This window comes from Thermococcus fumicolans (assembly GCF_055386755.1).
This window is the reverse complement of the sequence record NZ_AP042424.1, coordinates 1,522,684-1,542,748: the sequence shown is the minus strand read 5'-3', so window position 1 is coordinate 1,542,748 and position 20,065 is coordinate 1,522,684. Positions and strand designations below refer to the sequence as shown.

Annotated in this window: 23 protein-coding genes and 1 tRNA gene; 8 read left to right on the top strand and 16 right to left on the bottom strand. The window is 57.7% G+C overall.

Annotated features, from left to right (window positions below; all coding sequences use genetic code 11):
* The first annotated feature begins 42 nt into the window (after nt 1-42).
* Entirely contained in the window at nt 43-387 is a 345-nt protein-coding gene (locus ACZ5AM_RS08615; protein ID WP_464916091.1) for a hypothetical protein, read from the top strand.
* A gap of 165 nt (nt 388-552) precedes the next feature.
* Entirely contained in the window at nt 553-1,188 is a 636-nt protein-coding gene (gene cas4, locus ACZ5AM_RS08610) for a CRISPR-associated protein Cas4 (RefSeq protein WP_464916090.1), read from the top strand.
* A 93-nt stretch (nt 1,189-1,281) separates the two neighbouring features.
* On the opposite strand, the gene ACZ5AM_RS08605 is transcribed toward cas4, so the two are convergent.
* Together ACZ5AM_RS08605 and ACZ5AM_RS08600 are read right to left on the bottom strand one after the other, a co-directional pair.
* Nucleotides 1,282-2,163, bottom strand: coding sequence for an MBL fold metallo-hydrolase (locus ACZ5AM_RS08605; RefSeq protein WP_464914578.1), 882 nt, complete (start codon nt 2,161-2,163; stop codon nt 1,282-1,284).
* 74 nt (nt 2,164-2,237) lie between these two features.
* A complete protein-coding gene (locus ACZ5AM_RS08600) occupies nt 2,238-2,417 on the bottom strand; it encodes a hypothetical protein (RefSeq protein ID WP_464914577.1) in 180 nt (59 codons plus the stop codon).
* 136 nt (nt 2,418-2,553) lie between these two features.
* Between ACZ5AM_RS08600 and ACZ5AM_RS08595 the strand changes: the two genes are divergently transcribed.
* Nucleotides 2,554-3,861, top strand: a complete 1,308-nt coding sequence (locus ACZ5AM_RS08595) for a 2,3-diphosphoglycerate synthetase (protein ID WP_464914576.1) — start codon at nt 2,554-2,556, stop codon at nt 3,859-3,861.
* On the top strand, nt 3,858-4,736 hold the full coding sequence (locus tag ACZ5AM_RS08590; RefSeq protein WP_464914575.1) for a 2-phosphoglycerate kinase: 879 nt from the start codon (nt 3,858-3,860) through the stop codon (nt 4,734-4,736). Before ACZ5AM_RS08595 ends, ACZ5AM_RS08590 begins: the two co-directional genes overlap by 4 nt.
* Here the strand turns inward: ACZ5AM_RS08590 and ACZ5AM_RS08585 are convergent.
* The 3 genes from ACZ5AM_RS08585 to ACZ5AM_RS08575 are packed head-to-tail and all read right to left on the bottom strand — an operon-like array spanning nt 4,733 to nt 7,511.
* Nucleotides 4,733-6,235 carry a metallophosphoesterase family protein gene (locus ACZ5AM_RS08585; RefSeq protein ID WP_464916089.1) on the bottom strand — a complete coding sequence of 501 codons (1,503 nt, stop codon included), beginning with the start codon at nt 6,233-6,235 and terminating at the stop codon, nt 4,733-4,735. The two genes, ACZ5AM_RS08590 and ACZ5AM_RS08585, sit on opposite strands and share 4 nt — an antisense overlap.
* 5 nt (nt 6,236-6,240) lie before the next feature.
* Complete coding sequence (locus ACZ5AM_RS08580; protein WP_464916088.1) at nt 6,241-6,651, bottom strand: CBS domain-containing protein; 411 nt, start codon at nt 6,649-6,651, stop codon at nt 6,241-6,243.
* A gap of 47 nt (nt 6,652-6,698) precedes the next feature.
* Nucleotides 6,699-7,511, bottom strand: coding sequence for a class II glutamine amidotransferase (locus ACZ5AM_RS08575; protein WP_464914574.1), 813 nt, complete (start codon nt 7,509-7,511; stop codon nt 6,699-6,701).
* Between the two features lie 102 nt (nt 7,512-7,613).
* On the opposite strand from ACZ5AM_RS08575, the gene ACZ5AM_RS08570 reads away from it, so the two are divergent.
* Complete coding sequence (locus ACZ5AM_RS08570; RefSeq protein ID WP_464914573.1) at nt 7,614-8,555, top strand: type I restriction enzyme HsdR N-terminal domain-containing protein; 942 nt, start codon at nt 7,614-7,616, stop codon at nt 8,553-8,555.
* Here ACZ5AM_RS08570 and ACZ5AM_RS08565 read toward each other — a convergent pair.
* The 6 genes from ACZ5AM_RS08565 to ACZ5AM_RS08540 form a co-directional block, all read right to left on the bottom strand.
* Complete coding sequence (locus ACZ5AM_RS08565) at nt 8,552-9,541, bottom strand: AIR synthase family protein (RefSeq protein ID WP_464914572.1); 990 nt, start codon at nt 9,539-9,541, stop codon at nt 8,552-8,554. The genes ACZ5AM_RS08570 and ACZ5AM_RS08565 overlap by 4 nt on opposite strands.
* A gap of 1 nt (nt 9,542) precedes the next feature.
* Nucleotides 9,543-9,725: a hypothetical protein gene (locus ACZ5AM_RS08560; protein ID WP_464914571.1), complete on the bottom strand. Its 183-nt coding sequence runs from the start codon at nt 9,723-9,725 to the stop codon at nt 9,543-9,545.
* On the bottom strand, nt 9,715-10,431 hold the full coding sequence (locus ACZ5AM_RS08555; protein ID WP_464914570.1) for a SagB/ThcOx family dehydrogenase: 717 nt from the start codon (nt 10,429-10,431) through the stop codon (nt 9,715-9,717). The genes ACZ5AM_RS08560 and ACZ5AM_RS08555 overlap by 11 nt, the downstream gene beginning before the upstream one ends.
* Before the next feature lie 47 nt (nt 10,432-10,478).
* Nucleotides 10,479-12,251 carry a ribosome biogenesis/translation initiation ATPase RLI gene (locus tag ACZ5AM_RS08550; RefSeq protein WP_464916087.1) on the bottom strand — a complete coding sequence of 591 codons (1,773 nt, stop codon included), beginning with the start codon at nt 12,249-12,251 and terminating at the stop codon, nt 10,479-10,481.
* A gap of 194 nt (nt 12,252-12,445) precedes the next feature.
* A tRNA-Met gene (locus ACZ5AM_RS08545) sits at nt 12,446-12,553 on the bottom strand.
* 65 nt (nt 12,554-12,618) lie between these two features.
* Nucleotides 12,619-13,362, bottom strand: a complete 744-nt coding sequence (locus ACZ5AM_RS08540) for a cytochrome c biogenesis protein CcdA (protein WP_464914569.1) — start codon at nt 13,360-13,362, stop codon at nt 12,619-12,621.
* Nucleotides 13,363-13,494: 132 nt separating this feature from the next.
* Between ACZ5AM_RS08540 and ACZ5AM_RS08535 the strand changes: the two genes are divergently transcribed.
* Together ACZ5AM_RS08535 and ACZ5AM_RS08530 are read left to right on the top strand one after the other, a co-directional pair.
* The gene (locus ACZ5AM_RS08535; protein WP_464914568.1) at nt 13,495-13,788 is read left to right on the top strand and encodes a hypothetical protein; all 294 of its coding nucleotides are present in this window, start codon (nt 13,495-13,497) and stop codon (nt 13,786-13,788) included.
* Nucleotides 13,785-14,984: a cysteine desulfurase gene (locus ACZ5AM_RS08530; RefSeq protein ID WP_464914567.1), complete on the top strand. Its 1,200-nt coding sequence runs from the start codon at nt 13,785-13,787 to the stop codon at nt 14,982-14,984. The genes ACZ5AM_RS08535 and ACZ5AM_RS08530 overlap by 4 nt, the downstream gene beginning before the upstream one ends.
* On the opposite strand, the gene ACZ5AM_RS08525 is transcribed toward ACZ5AM_RS08530, so the two are convergent.
* Genes ACZ5AM_RS08525 through ACZ5AM_RS08505 form a run of 5 tightly spaced genes read right to left on the bottom strand, consistent with a single transcriptional unit; the run spans nt 14,981 to nt 19,062 of the window.
* A complete protein-coding gene (locus ACZ5AM_RS08525; RefSeq protein WP_464914566.1) occupies nt 14,981-15,313 on the bottom strand; it encodes a hypothetical protein in 333 nt (110 codons plus the stop codon). The genes ACZ5AM_RS08530 and ACZ5AM_RS08525 overlap by 4 nt on opposite strands.
* Nucleotides 15,314-15,348: 35 nt before the next feature.
* The gene (locus tag ACZ5AM_RS08520; RefSeq protein WP_464914565.1) at nt 15,349-15,888 is read right to left on the bottom strand and encodes a hypothetical protein; all 540 of its coding nucleotides are present in this window, start codon (nt 15,886-15,888) and stop codon (nt 15,349-15,351) included.
* Nucleotides 15,889-15,934: 46 nt separating this feature from the next.
* Complete coding sequence (locus ACZ5AM_RS08515) at nt 15,935-17,071, bottom strand: ATP-NAD kinase family protein (RefSeq protein WP_464914564.1); 1,137 nt, start codon at nt 17,069-17,071, stop codon at nt 15,935-15,937.
* A gap of 4 nt (nt 17,072-17,075) precedes the next feature.
* Nucleotides 17,076-18,524, bottom strand: a complete 1,449-nt coding sequence (locus ACZ5AM_RS08510; protein WP_464916086.1) for a potassium channel family protein — start codon at nt 18,522-18,524, stop codon at nt 17,076-17,078.
* Complete coding sequence (locus ACZ5AM_RS08505; RefSeq protein ID WP_464914563.1) at nt 18,517-19,062, bottom strand: GNAT family N-acetyltransferase; 546 nt, start codon at nt 19,060-19,062, stop codon at nt 18,517-18,519. The genes ACZ5AM_RS08510 and ACZ5AM_RS08505 overlap by 8 nt, the downstream gene beginning before the upstream one ends.
* Nucleotides 19,063-19,108: 46 nt before the next feature.
* Here ACZ5AM_RS08505 and ACZ5AM_RS08500 point away from each other — a divergent pair, with 46 nt between their 5' ends.
* Nucleotides 19,109-20,059 (top strand): transcriptional regulator, encoded by a 951-nt coding sequence (locus tag ACZ5AM_RS08500; RefSeq protein WP_464914562.1) that lies wholly within the window; start codon nt 19,109-19,111, stop codon nt 20,057-20,059.
* The last annotated feature ends 6 nt before the right edge of the window (nt 20,060-20,065 follow it).

Genomic DNA, 20,065 nt, shown 5'->3' with positions numbered 1-20,065 from the left:
GATTTATAAACGAGATATATCGACCGGAGGTCGATGAGGCGTATGGACGAAGACCCCTCGAGTAGTAGCTGGTTCTCCCGGATATTTAAAGGAAGGAAGGATGAATTCCTTCTCGAACAGGAACTGAGCTCCAGGGCCTACGAAGAGTACCGCAGGTTGCTCCTGAAGGCAAGACCGGAGGTCAAGGGTGAGAACATCAGGGTCAGGCTTCCAAACGGTGAGGTCGAGCTCTCCAAGGGCAGGCTCATCGTGAAGGCCAGGGATAAGGGCACCGCCGAGAAGATACTGAGGAACCTCCACCACTACGAACAGCCGCCGAGCCTTTGGCCGGCCTACGGACTGAGCTACTCCCTCAAGAGGACAGGAAAGCCCAGGATAAGGGCTTGAAACCGGCTTTTCTTGGAGGGGCAAAGGGTTTTAAGCTTGCCTTTTTATCCCCTTTGCGGATGACGACCCTTGCCCAGTCTGAACTGTGATGACGTCGGTATTAGCTGACGCAGGGGCGGCGAGGTTCGCGGGCCGATGACCCGCCCCGTCGCTGGAGGGAAGACGATGAGCGGCAACGGAAGCGATGGAGACGGTCTCTTGGAGTTTTACGCCAGCGAGGCCTTAACCTGCCCGAGGAGGATATACTTCCGGCTCATGGGCTACCCCGAGCGGTGGCCCGAGTTCGTTAGGGTGAGGCTGAACCAGGGGATAAACACCCACAACGTCCTCGGGGAGATCCTTTCAAAGCGCTTTGGCTTCGAGCTTGAGAAGCACCTCGTTCTGCGCTCCAGCAAGCTGGGCTTCGAGATCCACGGCAGGATAGACGCCTACAGGGACTTCCCCATCGAGATAAAGGGCAAGACGAGCCTCCCAAAGATCCCCTACGACTACCACCTAGCCCAGCTCAACATATACCTCCGGTGGGCCGAGGCGGAGTACGGCTACCTCTACTACATCAAGCTTCACGACGAGCCCACCAAGGTCATCAGCAAGCTGGACTTCTCGTCCTTCCCGGTGGTTAGGGGGCCGAACTTCAGGGCCTTCGAGGTGCCCTACGACAGGCACCTCTTCAAGGAGACCCTGAGGCATTTCTACAGCGTGAAAAAAGCCTACGAAAGGGAAAAGCCACCGAAAGGGCGCTATTCCTACCTCTGCAAGTTCTGCCCCTACAGGTACCTCTGCTATCCCGACGATGAGTGAACCTCTGTGATTACTACCCGCAAAGTTCTCCCAAATCTTTGTGGTTGATAACCACAAAGATTGGTGTGATCTTTGTGGATGGCAACCGCAAAGCTATCCCTTTTGCATTACTGACCACTTAAGCCCCTTCTCTACCTTGGCCTCGATCTCCCCGCGGTTGTAGAGCTCCGCTATGAAAGCCCTCACCGGGACGAGGTTGAGTGCCAGCTTCTGCGGGGTTATCTCAACGCCGTAGTGCTCCATCACCTTATAGGCCAGCTCGTCCGTTGACCTGGGGGCTTTCAGGAGCTCTAAAACGAGGGATTCAGCTCCTTCCACCCTTTTGAGGTTGAACTCGAGCAGTTCCTCCGCTTCTTCCCCTTCAACGGGCTTCCCGTGGGAGGGGATCAGGAGGTAGCCCTTTTCTGCATAATTCTGCAGTTCTTTAATTGAAGCTTTGAATAATTCTGGGTCGACGAGGTAGGGCAGTCCAACGGACTGGATGATCCTCTCGCCGAAGAAGGCATCGCCGGCGTAGATTAGACCGTTCTCCTCGTCGAGAAAGCCTGTCATCCCGGGGGAGTGGCCGTTGAGCCTGATGGCCTTCAGGCCAAAGGGCTCGTCCCCCCACTCGAAGACGGCGTGAGCTTTCACCTCGCCCTGAAACTGGAAGACTAGGAATCCCTCGGGGGCCTTGGAGCCGAAGGTCAAAAGCTCCCTGTTCAGCGGGCTCTCGGCAATCGACAACTCGAAGCGGTGAATGAAGAGGGGTGCGTTTATCCTGGGAGCCACGGCTACGTGATCCGCGTGGCCGTGAGTGGCCAGCTGGGCTTTGACCTCGATCCCGAGCTTTCTGGCTTCCCTTCTGAGGTCCTTGTGCCGCCCGCTCCCGTGACCCGGGTCAACTAGAACCGCGCCATCCCCGAGAATCCTCACGAGAGTCGACGGGCTCCCCGGGTACAGGTAGGCTGAATCCCCAAGCTTTTTTAGGGCCATGTCATCACCTGGGAGAATTGGATAAAGGGAATAAAAGGCCATCGATGAAATTGGAAAAGCAGGAAAAGAAGGATTCAAACGTGCCTGGCGTAGAGGGTCTTCTTGCCCTCGGCCTTGGCCCTCTTGACCGCCTTCTCAACGAGGGCCTTGAGCTCGGCCTCAAGGGCGTCGTAGAACTCCGGGCTAACCCTCATCTCCTCGTCGAGGCCCTTGACATATTCCTTAACCTTTGACTTAACTACCATCTCAACCATTTTTTACACCTCCTGTCGAGAGCTGTCCCCGGGACAGCTCCGCCCATATCTGGAATTTGGAGTTTATAATCCTTCCTCTGCAGATCCAAGCAAAAGGTTAAATCCTCGGAACCCGAAGTGAGTGCAGGGTGATTGAATGAGGATAGCCCTCATCGACGGTGAGCACTACCCCGACGTTGTGAGGTGGGCAATGGAGAAGCTCGGGGACGTCTGCTGCGCCGTTTTTCTGGGGGGGACCGAGAAAATAGGGGGACTGGACGAGGTAGAGAGGAAACTGGGGGTTAGGCTATACCATAGCACCTCGGATTACCTTTCCGCACTCTCCCAGGCTTTACTGGAGAACCCCGGCGTGGAGGAGGTCGTTGACTTAAGCGACGAACCGGTTCTCAACTACGAGGATCGCTTTAGGGTAGCCTCCCTCTGCATGCTCCACGGCGTTTCCTACAGAGGGGCCGACTTTGAGTTCCGGCCGAAGCCTTTGAAGAGAACCAGGAAGCCGAGTCTGGCCATAATCGGGACCGGGAAGAGGGTCGGAAAGACCGCCGTGAGCGGCTTCGTGGCGAGGACGTTAAAAGAGCTTGCGAGCCCGGTGGTAGTGACGATGGGGCGCGGCGGGCCGGAAGAGCCGGAGGTGATAGAGGGGGATAGGTTTGAGATACCCTCGGAATTTCTGCTTAAGCTTGCGGAGAGCGGCAGGCACGCAGCATCGGATCATTTTGAGGACGCTTTAACGGCTCGCGTAACTACCATAGGCTGCAGGCGCTGCGGGGGCGGAATGGCGGGCTTTCCTTTCTTCGACGTCGTCGATGAGGGCGTTGAGCTCGCCGAGAGCCTGCCCCACGACCTCATAATACTGGAGGGTAGCGGGGCAACTTTTCCCGCTTACCGGGCCGACGGCTACGTGGTCGTCACGAGCGCGCTCCAGAGGCTCGACTTCCTCAGGAACTACTTCGGTCCCTTCAGGATCTCGCTGGCGGACGTAGTCGTCGTTACCATGGCAGATATGGTCGGGGAAGACCGGAGAAGGGAGATTGAAGCTATCGTCGGGGAGATAAACCCCTCCGCCGAGGTTCACCTGACGGCCTTCAGGCCGAGGCCCCTCGGCGAGGTGGAGGGGAAGAGGCTGGGCCTCGTGATGACTTCTATGACAGCGTTGCCCTCGGCGGTGGAACACCTTGAGAGCATGGGGGCCGAAGTCCTCCACACCTCGGGGAACCTCTCGAACAGGCCCGCGCTCAAGGAGGACCTTAAGCGCTTTTCCGGCATAGAGGCCGTCGCGGTCGAGCTGAAGGCCGCCGCCGTCGATGTGGTCACCAAGTGGGCGCTCGAGAGGGGGCTTGAGGTTGTTTACTTGGACAACGAGCCCGTGAACATCGACGGAAAAGACCTCGGGGAGGCGGTTCTTGAGCTGGGAAGGAAGGTTCTCTCGGGGGGCCGGAAATGATAATAGTGACGGACTCAGAGCGCAGGGTCAGGCTCCCCTTTTCACGGGGGATACTCACCAGGTCCATAACCCTCGCAGGGGTGGATGTGGGTATAGCGTACGCCATAGCGGCTGAGGTTCAGAAGGAGCTCGAGAGGAGGAAGAAGTACGCCGTCACGACGGACGAGATAAGGGAGCTGACCTACTCGAAGCTCGTCGAAAGGGGCCTCAGGGACGCGGCCGAGAGGTACCTCTTCTGGCGCACCCTCAGGCGCAGAAGGTTGAGGCTCGCGGTTCTCATCGGGGGCACCACTGGGGTTGGGAAGTCGACCATAGCCACGGAGCTCGCCTTCAGGCTGGGCATAAGGAGCATCATCGGAACGGACACGATAAGGGAGGTTCTGAGGAAGGTAATTGCAAAGGAACTCCTCCCCGACATCCACGTGTCCTCTTTCATGGCGGGCGAGGTCGTGAACTCCCCCAGGAGCGTCGATCCCGTCGTCTACGGTTTTGAGACGCAGGTGAAGCACGTTTCGGTCGGGATAAAGGCGGTTCTAGAGCGCTCGCGCAGGGAGGGTCTGAACGCGCTTATAGAGGGAATCCATGTCGTTCCGGGCTTCATAACCCCCGAGGAGAACGAGTTCATGTACGTGATAACGGTTCCGAGCGAGGAGCACCTCGTCTCTCACTTCTACGAGAGGTCGCGCTACTCGATAAGGAGCGCCGAGAGGTACGTAAAAAACGCGGACAGGATAATGAGGATACAGGAGTACCTGGTCGAGAGGGCGAGGGAATTCGGGATCCCCGTCATAGAGAACGTGGAGCTGGAGAAAACCGTGTCGCTTATAATGGAGGACATGATGAGGAGGCTTAGAAAAACCGAGAGGGGAAGCTAGCCTCTCTTCCTCTTCCAGATCCCGAGGAGCTTTTTACTCCCCCACGTTGACTGGACCTCCCACACCACCACCATGTCGGTGTAGATGTCTATGAGGTTGAAGCTGTTTCCGAAGGGGTTCCTGTGGAGCTCCCAGCTCACGGAGCCGGAGTTGACTATCGGCGTTCTCTCGATCTTAACGCCGTAGGCGTTGCCTCCGTGGCCCGTAAGCACTAGCTCTGTCTTTTCGTCCGTCAGAACCTTTAGAACGTCTCCCGCGTCCTCAAGAAAGCCTATCTCCCTGCTCTTGGGGATGGGGATGACGTTGTGGTGGAGGGCCACTATCCTGAACTTGCCCTCGTAGTCCCTCAGGACTTCCCTGAGCCGCCTCTGCCCCATCCTGCCGACCACGCCTATCGGCGTCTCGTACTGGGCGCTTAGAAGGGGGATTATGACGACGTCGTCGAGCTCAGTTACCTCGGGCTCCCCGAAGTACTCCTGAAATAGCTCGTAGCCGAGGTAGGTTATGTCGTTGTGGCCCGGGATGACTATCTTTGGGGCTTTCACTTCCCTGTAATGCTCGTAGGCCCTCTCGTAGTAGCGCTCGATTCCAGCGTCGACAACGTCCCCGTTGTGGATGACCAAGTCCGGCTTTAGCCTCTCGTTTATCATCCTGATCGCGTTCTCAAGGGTTCTCTTCCTGAAGTACACCCTGTCCGAGACGTTGCTCTCGCTGAGCTGGACTATCCTCAGAACCCTCTTTCCAGAGGGCACGAAGATCTTTGGTCTCACCGGGCTGTGCTCCCCCTGGACTTCGTCCCCCGTAACGCGCCTTATGGTCACCTTCACGCTCCCGTCGTCGTGGAGTTCCACTATGCTGTAGCTGTTCACGTCTCCCCGCCGGGTCTTCTTGCAGGAGGTACAGCCCGCGTTGTCTATAACTAGATCCTCAACGCGGTAGACGTTGGGGACGTGCTTGTGGCCGCAGGTGTAGAGGGTCACCTCGTTCCTCAGGAGGAGATCCAGGACGTCACCGGCGTTGAAGAGGACGTTCCTCTCCCTCCCCGTGTCTGGGAGCGGAACGAGGTGGTGGTGTGCCGCAACTATCTTGAACTTCTTGCCGGAGTACTCCTCGAGCTTCTCCTTGAGCCAGCGGAACTTGTTCCCCCCTATCCTGCCGTCGCTCAGGTCCGGGATCGTCGAGTCCACCCATATGACCACTCCGTCCTTGAACTCGTAGACGCCGTTCAACGGCCCTATGAACTGCTCGAAGAGCTTGTAGCCGACGTTCCTGACGTCGTGGTTCCCGGGGAGAACCACCAGGGGCTTCTTTATCTTCTTAAGCTGGTAAGCGGCCTGCTCGTACTCCTCGCGGAGGCCCTGGTTGGTTATGTCGCCGGTGTGGATGACGAAGTCGAAGTTGCCCCTGTTTATCTCCTCCACGATGAGGTCGAAGGCGTAGCCCTTGAAGGCCCCCTCGTTGGTTATGTGGGTGTCGCTTATGTGGGCTATCCTTATCATGGGCATCACTCCGTTGCTATGGCCGTTTCAAGCTTTCTTCTGCTAGCTTCGAGGAGATCGGTTATCGAGAAGATGCCCGTGATCCTGCCCTCCTCCTCGATCAGGATGTGCTTGATGCCCTTCTTACTCATTATGTCGAGGACTTCCCTGAGGGGGGTCTCGGCCGAGACCGTTACTAGTTCCTTGGTCATTATCTCCCTCACGGGGGTAGTGTTCGGCAGGCCCGGAACTACAAGGCGCCTTATGATGTCACCCTTCGTGAGAAACCCCACAACGTAGCCTTCCTCGTCAACGACGACGAGTGAGCCGATGTCGAACTCGGTCATTACCTCCCCGGCCCTCTTGACGGTGTCCCCCGGCTTCACCCCTATGAGCTTCCGGCTCATGTAGACCTTGATGGGGGCCCTCATCTCCACGCGGATCACCGGAATAAAAGTAGGGCGGCAAAGTATAAAACGCTACCTCAACCTAGGACCAGCTCCTCAACCTCAAAAGCCTCCCCCTCGAAGTCGATGTCGACGTAGAAGGCAGTGCCGTTGACAACTGGCTTCCATTCGTCCCTGTGGTAGAGCTCGAGGGTAGACGAGCCGACGGCGAACAGGTTCTCCTTCCTCAGGACGATCTGCCTGACGTAGTCCCAGTTCCTTGAGTTCATTATGTAGAGTGGCTTTGAGTAGGCCGTCACGAAACCCACTGCCCTTCCATCCGACCCGAGGAAGAGCGTTCCAGTGTTGAAGCTCGTGTTAGCGGTTCTGGAAAGCAGGGAGTAGTGTCTCAGCAGTTCGTCCTTCTCGAAGGACTCAAGCCGCCTGCAGAGATAGGAGGCCATCGCGTAGCTGTCCGAGGCGTGTCTGAAGTGATCCTCCTCGAACTCGGCCATCCTGATTATTTTCCCCTTGTCCAGGTCGCCGTTGTGGTATACCCAGTACGAGAAGCCCTTCCTGCTTGAAAACCCGAAGGGCTGGGTGTTGAAGAGGTTTTTGGGGCCCTGGGAAGCCGCCCGGGAGTGGAGTAGCAGCGCCGAGAACCCTTTGAGGGATGCCTTGAGGCCTTCAACGCCCCCTGAATCCTCGAATATGGGCTTAACGAAGCGGTAGCTTTCGACCCCCTCCCTTTTTAGAACGACGTATCCCCAGCCGTCCCTGTGCTCCCTCCCCTTCCCCCTGGCCTCCTTGTACGGATCGTTTCTGGAGGATTCCACGAGGGCGTCCACGAGGGGGGAAAGCTCCCCCCCGTCGCCGACTGCGAATAGAACGCGGCACAAGTTTATCACCATCCCCAATACTCCCGGGCAATAAAAACCTTGTCGGGACAAAACGTTTTTTAGGGTGGGGAGGGGAGTATATGTATGGCGAAAGCGTCCAACCGGTGAGCTTTAATGGCCGAGACTAAATCAAAGGCCCTCGATCAGGCCCTGCCGGTGTCCACCACTCCTGGATCCGCGGAACTGGGCCCGATAGCGGAGAGCATAATGAGGGTTCTGAAGAAGATAGACGCACACAGGAGCCTCTACGAGAGCAACGAGGAGGCCGTGAAGCAGCACCTCATAGGGGAGATAATGACATCCCTCGGGTGGGACTGGAACAACCCCGAGGAGGTAAGGCCCGAGTCGAGGACTGATGAGGGCAGGGCCGACTACGCCCTCATAATCGGCGGTGAGACGGTGGCCTACCTTGAGGCCAAGAACCTGAGCGTTAACGTGTCTAAGAGGGAAGAGCCCCTCCGCCAGCTCGCCAAGTACTGCTTCAGCACGGGCGTCAGGTACGGCATACTGACCAACGGTGCCGTGTGGATAGGGGTAAAGGCCTTCGAAGTGGGTTCCAGTCTGAGGGAGAGGATCCTCGTAAAGGTGAACATCCTCGAGGAACCGCCGATGAAGGCCGCGCTGAAGCTCTCTCTCTTCTCCAAGGCCAGGATAAACGATATGGAGCGCCTCTCCTCCCTTCTAAAGGCCCTTGAGCTCAGCTTCATGGGGCTCATAAAGGAGGGCTACCCGAGGGAGGCCCTCTTCGAGTACCTAAAGGTCGACAAAGGAAAGAGGATCGTCCCCATCTACCTCCTGGAGGGGCACGAGACCCCGAAGGTGGCCTACGTGTACGACAACGGGTGGAAGATGCTCCCGCTTCCCGAGAGGACCATGAAGGGCGTTCTACTGGCCGTCCTGCTATACATGGGCCAGAGGGCCTTTGGTGACGAGAAGAGGGAGATAATGGCCGCCTATGAGCAGCTCAAGAGGATACCCCTGGAGCAGAGGAAGGCCCACGAGATCCTGAAGAAGCTTGAGGAGGAAAAGAAGTTCAACCTGTCCGTTGAGCTCTAGACTACCTTCCAGAGCTCGTCGCTCTCCGGCCTCCTAAGCGGCACCTCATCCCCGCCCTTTATTGCCACCCTCTTCTTCTCGGCCAGGAACTCCCCTATCACAGCCGCGTTTATGCCCTTTGCGAGAAGCTTCTCGACCACGAACTTCGCGTGGTCCCGCGGCACCGCCGCCAGGAGGGAGCCAGACCCTATCAGCGCCAGGGGGTCTATGCTGTAGAACTCGCAGATTTTGGTAGTTTCCCCCCTGATGGGGATCCTGTCCAGGAAGACCCTCAGGCCAAGGCCCGCACCGTCGGCCATCTCGTGGAGCCCGTTGAGGATCCCTCCCTCCGTGGGGTCGTGCATCGCGTCCGCGAACTCTCTAATCAGCGCGGCCTCTGGCAGGACGCTTATGTAATCTATCAGCGCCTTCGCCCTCTCGACGAAGCTTTCTCCAAAGACCTCCCTCAGCTCCCCCTCCCTCTCCCGGGCGATTATCGACGTGCCTTCCAGGCCCGCCCATTTGGTCATCACTATCGCGTCCCCGGGCTTGGCCCCGTCGGAGGTAACTAGTTTTTCCCTCTCGGCCTCCCCGAGCATCGTTCCGACCACTATCGGCCTCCTGAGCCCGGGAGTAACCTCGGTGTGGCCGCCCACAACGGCAACGCCCAGGCTTTCCGCGGTTTCCAGAATCTCGTCCATTATGCGCGCGAGCAGTTCCTCACCGGAGCCTTCCGGTAGGAGGATCGTCACCAGGAACCACTTGGGCCTGGCCCCAAAAACGGCCACGTCGTTCGCGTTTATGTGGACCGCGTAAAACCCTATCCCCTTCCCGGCCCCGGTTATCGGGTCGGTCGAGGCCACCAGTACTTTATCCCCGAAGTCTATCGCAGAGGCGTCGATCCCCTGACCCGGACCGACTATGACCCTTTTCCCGGCCTTCCCTATCCTCCTGAAGACCAGCTCTTCAAGCTTTTCGGGGGGAAGCTTTCCTGGGGGAAGGGACATTCTACCACCTCACGGCCCACAGGGTTAGGAACATCGCCACGTAGGCGAGTATCGAGATTATGACGTGGATTAAGGTCCAGATCCTTGAGTTCTTGCGGTTGAGGAATATAAAGGCTCCGCTCAGCATGCTGAGGGTCATGAGTCCGAAGGTTATCCAGCCTAATGTGTTGTGGTCAAGGTTCATCTCCGACCCTCCCGACGGGGAATATGTAGAGGGGGGCCCCTTCAGTGCCCAGTATCTCAGCTACCTTCTCATCGTCAAAAGCGCCGACGGCAACCGTTCCGAGTGAGAGGGCTGTGGCCTGGAGGTAGATGTTCTGCCCTATGTGGCCTGCCTCCATGTGGACGTACCTGTAGCCCCTCTCCCCGTAGACCTTCACGGTCCTCTCGTAGAAAGCAACCAGGACTATGTCCACCGCGGCATCGCCAACCCAGTCCTGATCCAGGGCGGCTTTCTCCAGATCACCCCGGTAGTCCCCGGGTTTGATCAGGCCGAGGGAATGTCTCTGGGGGTTGTAGAGGTAGATGCCTGGGGGGAGGCCCCTGACGTTCCCCACTGCGACGTAGACAGAGAAGGGATAAGTCGCCCCCGCGCTGGGAGCGGCCCTTTTTCCGTCGGGGCTTGTTATGCCTTGGGCCGCCCACAGGAGCTGGGACAGCTCCTCGATGGAGAGGGGTTCCGGGAGGTACTCCCTTACGCTACGCCGCGTGGCGATGGCCCTTTCAACGCTCATACTCCCGTCAACCTTGGGCTTCGGGAGGACAACTTCGCCCCCCACCGGTTCTCCGGGGCTTTCCCTCGGGAAATAGGGCTTCAGCAGGAGCATCAGAGACAATACCGCCGTCAAGACAACCACAAACCAGCCGATCTTTCTGTAGTCCGGCCTCATGGTGGACACTTGTCGGCGGAACTTTTAACCTTTATCAAAAAAGTAGGTCAGAAGGTGTAGTAATACTCCCCCATCTCCTTCTGCTCCCTGTCCTTTACCGAGCCTTCCTTGTTGGCCCTCGGCCTCCCTGTGTCGGGGTCGCGCCTGAAGGTTATGCCAACGCTCGCTAAGAAGCGGTTCATGCCCTCGCGCATGCCCATCGGCGGCAGAGCCTTACCGTGCTTCCCCGGCTCGCCCTCGAAGACTATAAGCCTGTCGCTGAGGTAGTCGACCATCATGACGTCGTGCTCGACTATCAGAGCCGTCTTCTCGTTCTTGGCCATCAGGGAGCGTATCGCCTTGGAAACGGCAAGCCTCTGCTCGACGTCGAGGTGGGCTGAGGGCTCGTCGAGGAGGTATATGTCCGCGTCCCTGATGAGGGCGGCGGTTATCGCAACGCGCTGAAGCTCACCACCGCTGAGCTCGCTGAGCTGTCTGTCGTACAGCTCCGGGATACCAAGTGGGTTGAGGAGCTCGCTCTTGTAGAAGCTGCTCATGAGCTTGGCGGCGTCTATCTTGCTCAGGAGATCATAAACGGTTCCCTCGTAGTCCGCCTTGATGTACTGGGGCTTGTAGGAGACGGTGAGCGACCAGTCGACTTCGCCCTCAGTCGGTTTTTCAACGCCGGCGAGCATCTTGACGAAGGTCGTCTTACCTATGCCGTTCGGACCCACTATGCCAACGACCTCACCAATGTAGAGCTCCCCTCCAGCCGCCTCAAGCCTGAAGGAGCCGTAGTCCTTTACGAGTCTCGGGTACTGGACGAGCACCTCACCCTCCTGGCTCTTCCTCTCGCTCTTCTTCGTGAAGCTTATCTCGAAGGGCCTGAAGCGGACGTTCTCGTCGCGGAGGTAGCCGCGGAGGAACTCGTTTATCCCGTTCCTCGTTGATTTGGGCTGCGAGAATATACCATAAGCTCCTGGCTTGCCGTAGACGACGTGGATTATGTCGCTCATGTAGTCGAGGATGGCGAGGTCGTGCTCTACAGTTAAGACGGCCTTTCCTCCCTCGGCGAGCTTCCTTATCGTCTTGGCTATCCTGAGGCGCTGCCTTATGTCGAGGTAGCTCGACGGCTCGTCGAAGAAGTAGAAGTGCGCATTGCGGAGGAGGGCGGCCGCTATGGCGACCCTCTGGAGCTCACCGCCGGAGAGGTGTTTTATGTCTCTGTCGAGGATGTTCTCAAGCTCGAGCTCCCTTACAACTTCGTCGAACTTCCCGGTCTCGTCAGCTTTCTTCAGGAGGTCGCGAACTTTCCCCTTAACCGCCTTGGGAATTAAATCGACGTACTGGGGCTTCACCACCGGGCGTATCTCCTTGTTCTTCAGCCTCTCGAAGTAGTTCTGAAGCTCGTTGCCGCGGAAGGCCTTGATGACGGCGTCCCAGCCCTCGTTGTCCTCGCAGAGGTTGGGTATCATCTGCCCGGAGAGGATCTTAACGGCAGTTGTCTTACCCGTCCCGTTAGGCCCGAGGATTCCGACGACCATGCCGTCCTTGACGACAGGGAGGCGGTAAAGAACGAAGGCGTTTATGCCGTACCTGTGAACGCAGCCCTCCTCAAGCTCCTCGGGGAGGTTGACTATGGTTATCGCACCGAAGGGGCATTTGTGCACACAGATTCCGCAACCGGTACAGCTGGCTTCCTGTATCACCGGTCGGTAGTTGTCCTCGTCTATGATTATGGCCTCGCCCCCCATTCGGTTGACGGGACAAACCCTCTCGCACAGGAAGTGCCCGCACTTGTCCGGGTTGCACTTGTCGTAATCGATGACCGCGATCCTCATCCTCACCACCGGGTTAGGCTGAGGGGGAGGGTTTTAAAGGGTTGCGGGGATGGGGAGGAAGCAAAATAACCAAAATACGGCTGCAGCGGCAACACCCTAGAGAACACAATGATAGGTAAACTCAACCCCCTGAAGTTCTAGAAAAGCACGCAATCTTCCCGCCAGCGCGAAACTTTGCGAAGGCAAAGTTTCAATGGTGCCGGGGCGGGGCTTTGAACCCCGGACCTCTCGGTTTCTCAGGCTCCCCCGAAGGGGAGCGGCCCTATGAGCCGAGCGCTCTGACCAGGCTAAGCTACCCCGGCACTGCCCGAGCGCCCGGGTTATACCTTCCGGAGGGCCTTTTTAAATCTTTCGATGCAGTGGATGGTTAGACGAGCCCGAGGATCCAGAGGCCGATGGCAACGAGGAGAACCCCGGCAACCACCGAGAGCTCGGCCGAGTGCCTCACCATCGCCCTGGAGAACTCCTTGCTCTCCCTCAGGCTCCCCATGGCGAACAGGATGACCAGCAGGGGGAGGATGAATATCAGGTTGTAGAGGGCCAGCAGGAGGACGACCATCGCCATGGACGAGCGGGCTATAACTGCCGCGTAGACCAGATAGGGGCCGGCGGAACAGGGGAGCAGTGTGGTTGAGACGCTTATTCCAAGGATCAGGGCCCCCAGAACCGTCGTGTCGGTCGAGAACATCTTCCTCCTCAGGGCCTTTTTATCGCCCGTTCTCGAGCGCTCGGCTATTCCCGTTGCTATGGTGTACACCCCAAAAGCTATGGCAAAGTAGCCGGCCCATTCGAGGGGGATTTTCCCGGCGACGAAGGTGAGGCCGAGCCCCAGCGTGTAGTACGAAATGTAAACGGCCCCCACAAAGGAAAGACCAACGATGTAAAGCCTCTTCTTGTCAACCCCCTTAACAGAGAGGGCTATCAGGAAAAGGGTGTAAACTGCAAAGGTGCAGGGGTTCACAGAGTCCGTCAGGGCCAGTGTGAGGAACTGCAGAATAAAGCCGGCCATGCCCAAGAAATAGAGCGTCGCCGCGCTTACCCCGAACGATATCAGGACTATGAGCAGCAGGTACCCCAGTTCCCTCGCCTTTAGGATCTCGCTGACGTTCATAGTTTTAATATCCGGGGGAGCGGATTTTAGGCTTTCCTAAACCGACGGTTCAAAACCTTTGGGGGAGTCCTATCAACTTATGGTTTAAGAAACCCATAAATTCTCCCCGGCAGAGCGTAACTTGGTGGGAGCATGATAATCGCAAAACCCTGCGTAACGATGAAGGGGATCGTCATAAGCGGCTACTCTTGGGAGAGGCCGATAAAGCTGGACTTAACAAAGACTGCCCAGTGCCTCAGGGAGGAGGGCTACACCGTCAAGAAGCTCATCCCGGGTATGATGCTGATCCTTGAGATGGAGGGCTACGAAGTCAGCGTCTATCCGAGCGGCAAGATAATAATCAAGCTGCTGGAGGACTCAAAGACGGGCGAATCAATCGCCCGTGTGATATACGACTGTGCTGGAGTTCTGGAGGTGGTTTCATGAGGATTCCGGAGGATGTTAGGAAGGACATTCCGCTGACCGAGGAGGTAATATACTTCGACAACACCGCTACTTCGCTCACGCCGAAGCCCGTGATAGAGGCCATGGACGAGTACTACCTGAAGTACCGCGCCAACGTGCACAGGGGAATACACCGCCTTTCTCAGATGGCGACCCACAAGTACGAGGAGAGCAGGAAGGTCGTGGCGGAGTTCCTCAATGCCAAGTTCGAGGAGATAGTCTTCACCAAGAACACGAGCGAGAGCCTCAACCTTGTCGCCCTTGGACTTGAGCACATATTCAAGCCCGGCGACAGGATAGTAACCACCCCCTACGAGCACCACTCCGACCTGCTTCCCTGGCAGAGGCTGGCTCAGAAAAAGGGCCTCAGACTGGGGTTCATAGAGGGCGACGACGAGGGCAACCTGGATTTGAGCGACGCCGAGAAAAAGATTAGAGGCGCAAAGCTGGTAGCCGTCCAGCACGTCTCAAACGCCCTTGGTGTTATCCACGAGGTCGAAGAACTAGGAAAGCTCGCGAAGGAGGAGGGGGCTATATTCGTCGTTGACGCTGCCCAGAGCACCGGCCACATGGAGGTCGATGTCAAGAAGCTCCACGCCGACTTCTTGGGACTTTCCGGCCACAAGGGGCCGATGGGGCCGACGGGAATAGGCGTTCTCTACATCAACGAGGAGTTCTTCGAGACCTTCGAGCCTCCCCTGATAGGAGGAGGGACGATAGAGGACGTTGGGCTGGAGGGTTACAAGCTCACAGAACCCCCAGAACGCTTTGAAGCGGGGACGCCCAACATAGGCGGTGCGATAGGCCTCGCCGCTGGAATACGCTACATCCAGAGGATAGGGCTCGATAGGATCGAGAGGCAGGAGCACAAACTCGTAAAGCGCATCACCGAAGGCTTGGACGAGCTTGAAGTGCCGTGGTACGGGCCGAGGAACCTGAAGAAGCACGCCGGTGTAGTGAGCTTCAACGTTCCACCCCTCCACCCACACGACGTCGCTGCCGTACTCGACAACCACAACATCATGGTTCGCTCCGGCCACCACTGTGCTTTACCCGTCATGAAGAGGCTCGGGATAAACGGCACGGTTAGAGCGTCGTTCCACGTCTACAACAGCGTTGAAGAGGTCGAGATCTTCCTCGGCGTCATGGAGGAGCTGGTAAAAAGTTTGAGGAGTTAGAGAGGCATCTCGCCCCACTCTACGTTTATCGTCTCCGGCGTGCGGTAGATGAAGGCCGCCTGTCCCTTGTGGACGTGCTTCCTCATTGGACCAGGCGGGACGCCGTTCGTCTCGTAGATCACGCTCTGAGTGTCCGGGTCGTGGTAGAGGAGCAAACTAGGGCCGGCAAGGTTCATTATCGACTCCACCGCATACTGCGTCGCGAGAACGGTCACCCTGGCCCTGAGGGGCTTCGTTATGAGAGGAATCGCCGCGCCGCCGGCTGTGGTGTACGCCAAAACGGCCGCATCGTTGACGCCTACCATCGTGTTTCTCCTGTGCCTGACCACCGCGCTCACCACGAGAAAGGCTATGCCCGCCATGGTTATGCTGTACGTCTCCCCAGCTCCACCAGGATGTTCCTTCCGAACTCGGGGGGTTTCCCGGAATAGAACGCCTCGTCCAGGGGCGTGTAGCTTTCTCCAATGACTTCAGCGTATTTTCCGTCCGACTTCACCGCCTCCGGAACGCTCTTCACCTTTCCAGCCAGAAAGTCCGCGTAGAGCCTCTCGGTCAGGGTTCTGTCGAGTCCGTAAACTGTCTGGACTATCGTCGCGGCCGTGTAGCCGTCGAGAAGACCTTCTCCCGCCAGCACCAAGGGGTCGAGACCCGTCCCCTGACCGTCCCTCACCCGGATTATGGTGTCGAACCTCTCCTCTGGAAAGCCACCCTCGGTGTCAAAGATGACGACCCCGTAATCAATCTTCCGGTACCTGTCCGCGATGTACTTCAGCGCCTTTCCCGGCCACTCGTCCATGCCGAATATCTTGATGGTCCTTCCGTGGTAGACGGGGTCGTAGAACGTATCCTCACCCTCCCTCTCAAAGAGTCTAACCGCTATACGGCTGTACTTCATAGGATTCACCGGTAGAGAATAGGGAGCGCTCATATAAACGGCTTCTGGTTTAAACCTAAACGACCCTAACGAGCCTCTCCATCCAGGGGCTAACGCGAACCCGTATGTACCCCCTGAGCTTTTCATCGACCTCCCTGTCCCCCGTGTAAACCCTGAGCGGGCCGTTTTCAAGCTTGGAAGGGGTGGCGACGACCGTTATGTTCTCCCTGGGAATCCTCCTCAGCACCTCCGCCGAGAACTGCTGGTTGCCCCTGCCGAAGAGGAAGTTTAGACCTCCAATGACCGTAACGACGATTTTCGGGTTCCGATCAACAAATCTGAGGAGGTCCCTCTCGGTCGCGTCCTTCACGAGGAGCCTGGCCTTTCCATCTCGAATCTCGACAACATCGACGCCGAGGAGGGTTCCCTCTATGCCCAGCTTCTCCTTTATTCTCTTAACCGTCGAGCCGGAGCCGAGGAAGTAAACGCCGTCGTTTTCAAGGATTTCCTCAGCCAGAACCTCTGCAATGACCTCAAGCTCGTCTTCCTCGCGGAGGGGAACCCTCTCCTTGCTGCCCTGGACCAGGGTCTCAACGACCGGAACTACGGCCTTTCCGTAGGTTTTTGCCCTAACCTCGTCGTGCCTGTATGCATCTTCGTCTATGTCCCTCACCTCCCGCTCCTCCAGCCTGGCGCGCCCCTGAAGGAAGTCCACAAGAACCCCGGCCGCGTCCTCCGGAGAATACGCAAAAACTCCCGAGTACATCTTAACGCCCGTTGGGATGCCTAGAATTGGAACCCGCTCATCGACGGCCTCGATTACATCCCTCGCAGTCCCGTCGCCACCGGCGAAGAGGAGGATCTCTACCTTATCGGCCATTCTCCCCGCGAGCTCCTTGGTGTCCTCGGAACTCGTGTCTGGAATCATCACTCCCTCCACTTCTCGGTAGCCGATTTCCCTGTGTCGCATCACTTCGAACTCAAAGTCAAACTCTTCCAGGACGTCCTCCCCGAGCGGCCCCGGGCCTGTGATGAACATTATTTCACTGGCCTCACCGTAATGGGAAAGCTCCGAGAGAAAGAGCCTCACGAGGTCTTGGGCTATCGGCCTGGCCCCCCTCCTTATTGCCTCCTCGACGACTCCGTCCGTGCCTTTGAGTGCAACCCTGCCGCCCATTCCGGCTATGGGGTTGACTATCAGTCCAACGCGCATGTTATCACCTCATGTACCTCCTCGCGAACACCGTCAGGAACACCGCCCACATGAACATTCCGAAGAGGGCCTCGATCGACGCTATTACCCTCCCCAGGCCTATTGGGTGGTAGTCACCGTAGCCGAGGGTGGTCGCGGTGACGACGCTGAAGTACTCGTAGTCCAGGAAGCCCATGCTCCCAGATATGCCCTCGACGCTTTTGGTTAGGAAGAAGAGCAGGGGGAAGAAGACGTTGACGGCGGCGAGCCATATCAGTATGGGCCTCTTCCAGTCGGTGCCGTACTTGCAGGTCAGGTCCGCGAAAAGCCACTCGAAGGCTACCTCAGCCCTGTAAAGGATCTTTTTCCAGCCCCTCCACCTTCCGCTGGCCCTTACCCTCCTCTTGGCCACCATCTCGCGGTAGTAGTACTCATCCGCCCTCTCGAAGTCGCCGCTCCTCTCCCAGCTGATGCGGGCGAGGCGGTAGAAGGCCTCCTCCGCGTAGGGGCTGCTGAAGGTGCAGTTCTCCACTATGAAAAAGCCCCCTACGTCCAGCTCTATGGGGAGGTTCGGGAGGGTCGTCATGCTCCAGGAGGGATCTACAACCAGCGAGGAAGACCTCAGCACGAAGTTCCCCTCGACCCTGACGTGGACGAACTCCGGGGAGGAGAGCCTGCTACGCCTTATCTCCACGTGACCGAACACGTTGAGGTTCTCCATGACCAGCTGGCCGCTCACCCCGTTGAGGGTCAGCCTCACCTGCCTCTTAAAGCGCGGGGAGATGTCAAACTCTATGTCCCTCACCACGATGGTTTTGACCCGAACCATCCTGGCGTGCCCTTCCTCGAGGTTTATTCCGTGCTCCCTCAGTATCCTCCTAAGCAGGGGGTAGCGCGTGTTTATCCCTATCCTCCTGACGTTCCTGAGGCCGGCAAGTTCGATCGTGCCCAGAATTCCTTTCCTCTCCCCGTACGCCGCCTCCTCCCCCCCCGTGCCTTCCCTCACGTACCTCGTCGAGTTTATCATCAGGTACTTGACGTCGGAATCCCTGACCGAGATGTGGCCCGTGAAGTCGACGCGGAGGAGGTTGAGGCCGAATATCTGCGAGTCCTTGAAGAAGAGCATCTCGACCTTGGTCTCAAAGATTATGACCCTCTCAACGGTGGACCCTATGAGGATGAGCCCCTTGAGGGTCGAGCCGTCCACGATCAGGGTCTTTATGTGGGAGTTCTTGAAGACGAGGACTTTGTCCGAGGTGAACCCGGCAACCTCGACGTCGTAGAGGTAGACGCCCTCGAAGTACGTCTGCCCCCGCTTCAGCCGCTCGCTGAACTTCTCGGCTTTAACCTTCTTTATCTCCTCCCCCAGAAGGGACTCCCCCTCCTCGTAGGGCACGTGGAGGGCACAAAAACCAGAGCCGGGGATGGGCCTCAGCCTGCACCTCCTTCCGTTTCCGTAGACGTACTCACACAAGCCCATCTCCCTCCCTGAGGAGCTCGTAGAGCAGCACATCGACGAATCCCATTCCCGGCACGTACTGATGGTCCCTGAGCCTCCCAGCCAATGTGAACCCGTTCCTCTCCAGCACCACGCTTGACGCTGTGTTAGGCTCAAAAACCCTCGCGTAGAGCTTCCTGAGGTTAAGCCACTCGAAGGCGTACCTCACGGCGAGGGAGACAGCCTCTGTCGCGTACCCCCTCCCCCAGTACTCCGGACCCAGGAAGTAGCCTAGTTCCGCGTTCCTGCTGTAGAGGTCGATGTTGTGGAGCCCGATCAGGCCGACCAGGTTTTTCCCGTCGTTTTTTACGATAGCGAAGACCTTCTCCCTGTTCTTCTCCCTTCTCAGGGCCTCGTACCACTCCATCTCGTCCTCGTAGAAGAAGATCTCGTGCGGGAACGATATGTACCGCCTGACCCTCCTGTCGTTGTACCACTTCCAGATAGTGTGGAGGTCTTCCCTCACGAGCACCCCAAGGCTGACCCCCTCACCTTCGATAACAACGGGCCTCATGATTTGCACCTTAACTTTAAAAGTTCACCGCCATATTTAAACTTTGATGGAGAGGGAGAGACTCATAGGCGTCGTTGCAAGGCTGTTCCAGAGGGCCGGCTTCAAGGTGGCTCACGTCGAGCTTAGGGGAGGGTGTTTTGACATAGTCGCCAGCGGTTTGCTGACCCTTCTGTTCGTTAAGGTGGTTACGAACATAGACACGGTCACGGAGGAGCAGGCCGAGGATCTGAAAAGGCTCTCGAAGGTGTTTAAAGCCTCCCCCCTAATAGTCGGCCTGAGAACCAAGAACTCGGAGCTCGAGGAGGACGTGATCTACGAGCGCTTTGGGATCTACGCCCTGAACCCGGCCACCCTCTACCACGCCCTAATAGAGGGCGAGCTCCCGGCCATATTCGCCGAACGCGGCGGGCTCTACGTCAGGATAAACGGGGAGCTCCTGAGGAAACTGCGCGAGAAGCACGGCTACTCCGTTGGGGAACTGGCCCAGCTCCTCGGGGTCTCGAGGAAAAGCCTCCAGAACTACGAAAGGGAGGAGCAGGCGGTCTCTCTCGAAGTGGCCGTGAGGATGGAGGAGATCTTCGACGAGCCCATAGCGGAGCCGATAGACATCTTGAGATCGAAGGTCGAGGCCGAGCTCGCCCCCCCGAAGCCGGAGACCCCGCTTGAGAAAGAGGTATTCGACAAGCTTACAGAGCTTGGTATGGGGGTTGTCAAGGTCAAGCGCGCCCCCTTCAACGCCCTCTCCAAGGAGGACGAGTTCACTATTCTGACCGGAATAGGCGAGAGGAAGACGAAATCGACGGTTAAGCGGGCCGAGATGGTGGCTGAGGTTGGGAGGATAATAAACAGCGGTGGCCTCTTCGTCCTCGAAAAATCGAAGCTGGAGGTCGTTTCTGAGGTTCCCCTCATACCTAAGGACAGCTTCGAGGAGATAAAGGACGTGGACGAGCTTATCGACCTCATAGAGGGCCTTAAGAAAAAGATCTCCAGGGCGTGATACTGC

Coding starts and splice junctions, on each gene's coding strand:
- ACZ5AM_RS08535 (WP_464914568.1), top strand. CDS start 13,495: ATGATAATCGCAAAACCCTGCGTAACGATGAAGGGGATCGTCATAAGC.
- ACZ5AM_RS08605 (WP_464914578.1), bottom strand. CDS start 2,163: ATGGCCCTAAAAAAGCTTGGGGATTCAGCCTACCTGTACCCGGGGAGC.
- ACZ5AM_RS08570 (WP_464914573.1), top strand. CDS start 7,614: ATGGCCGAGACTAAATCAAAGGCCCTCGATCAGGCCCTGCCGGTGTCC.
- ACZ5AM_RS08550 (WP_464916087.1), bottom strand. CDS start 12,251: ATGAGGATCGCGGTCATCGATTACGACAAGTGCAACCCGGACAAGTGC.
- ACZ5AM_RS08600 (WP_464914577.1), bottom strand. CDS start 2,417: ATGGTTGAGATGGTAGTTAAGTCAAAGGTTAAGGAATATGTCAAGGGC.
- ACZ5AM_RS08505 (WP_464914563.1), bottom strand. CDS start 19,062: ATGAGGCCCGTTGTTATCGAAGGTGAGGGGGTCAGCCTTGGGGTGCTC.
- ACZ5AM_RS08515 (WP_464914564.1), bottom strand. CDS start 17,071: ATGCGCGTTGGACTGATAGTCAACCCCATAGCCGGAATGGGCGGCAGG.
- ACZ5AM_RS08590 (WP_464914575.1), top strand. CDS start 3,858: ATGATAATAGTGACGGACTCAGAGCGCAGGGTCAGGCTCCCCTTTTCA.
- ACZ5AM_RS08615 (WP_464916091.1), top strand. CDS start 43: ATGGACGAAGACCCCTCGAGTAGTAGCTGGTTCTCCCGGATATTTAAA.
- ACZ5AM_RS08555 (WP_464914570.1), bottom strand. CDS start 10,431: ATGAGGCCGGACTACAGAAAGATCGGCTGGTTTGTGGTTGTCTTGACG.
- ACZ5AM_RS08530 (WP_464914567.1), top strand. CDS start 13,785: ATGAGGATTCCGGAGGATGTTAGGAAGGACATTCCGCTGACCGAGGAG.
- ACZ5AM_RS08565 (WP_464914572.1), bottom strand. CDS start 9,541: ATGTCCCTTCCCCCAGGAAAGCTTCCCCCCGAAAAGCTTGAAGAGCTG.
- ACZ5AM_RS08500 (WP_464914562.1), top strand. CDS start 19,109: ATGGAGAGGGAGAGACTCATAGGCGTCGTTGCAAGGCTGTTCCAGAGG.
- ACZ5AM_RS08575 (WP_464914574.1), bottom strand. CDS start 7,511: ATGGTGATAAACTTGTGCCGCGTTCTATTCGCAGTCGGCGACGGGGGG.
- ACZ5AM_RS08540 (WP_464914569.1), bottom strand. CDS start 13,362: ATGAACGTCAGCGAGATCCTAAAGGCGAGGGAACTGGGGTACCTGCTG.
- ACZ5AM_RS08560 (WP_464914571.1), bottom strand. CDS start 9,725: ATGAACCTTGACCACAACACATTAGGCTGGATAACCTTCGGACTCATG.
- ACZ5AM_RS08585 (WP_464916089.1), bottom strand. CDS start 6,235: ATGATAAGGATAGCCCACATAAGCGACACCCACATAACCAACGAGGGG.
- cas4 (WP_464916090.1), top strand. CDS start 553: ATGAGCGGCAACGGAAGCGATGGAGACGGTCTCTTGGAGTTTTACGCC.
- ACZ5AM_RS08595 (WP_464914576.1), top strand. CDS start 2,554: ATGAGGATAGCCCTCATCGACGGTGAGCACTACCCCGACGTTGTGAGG.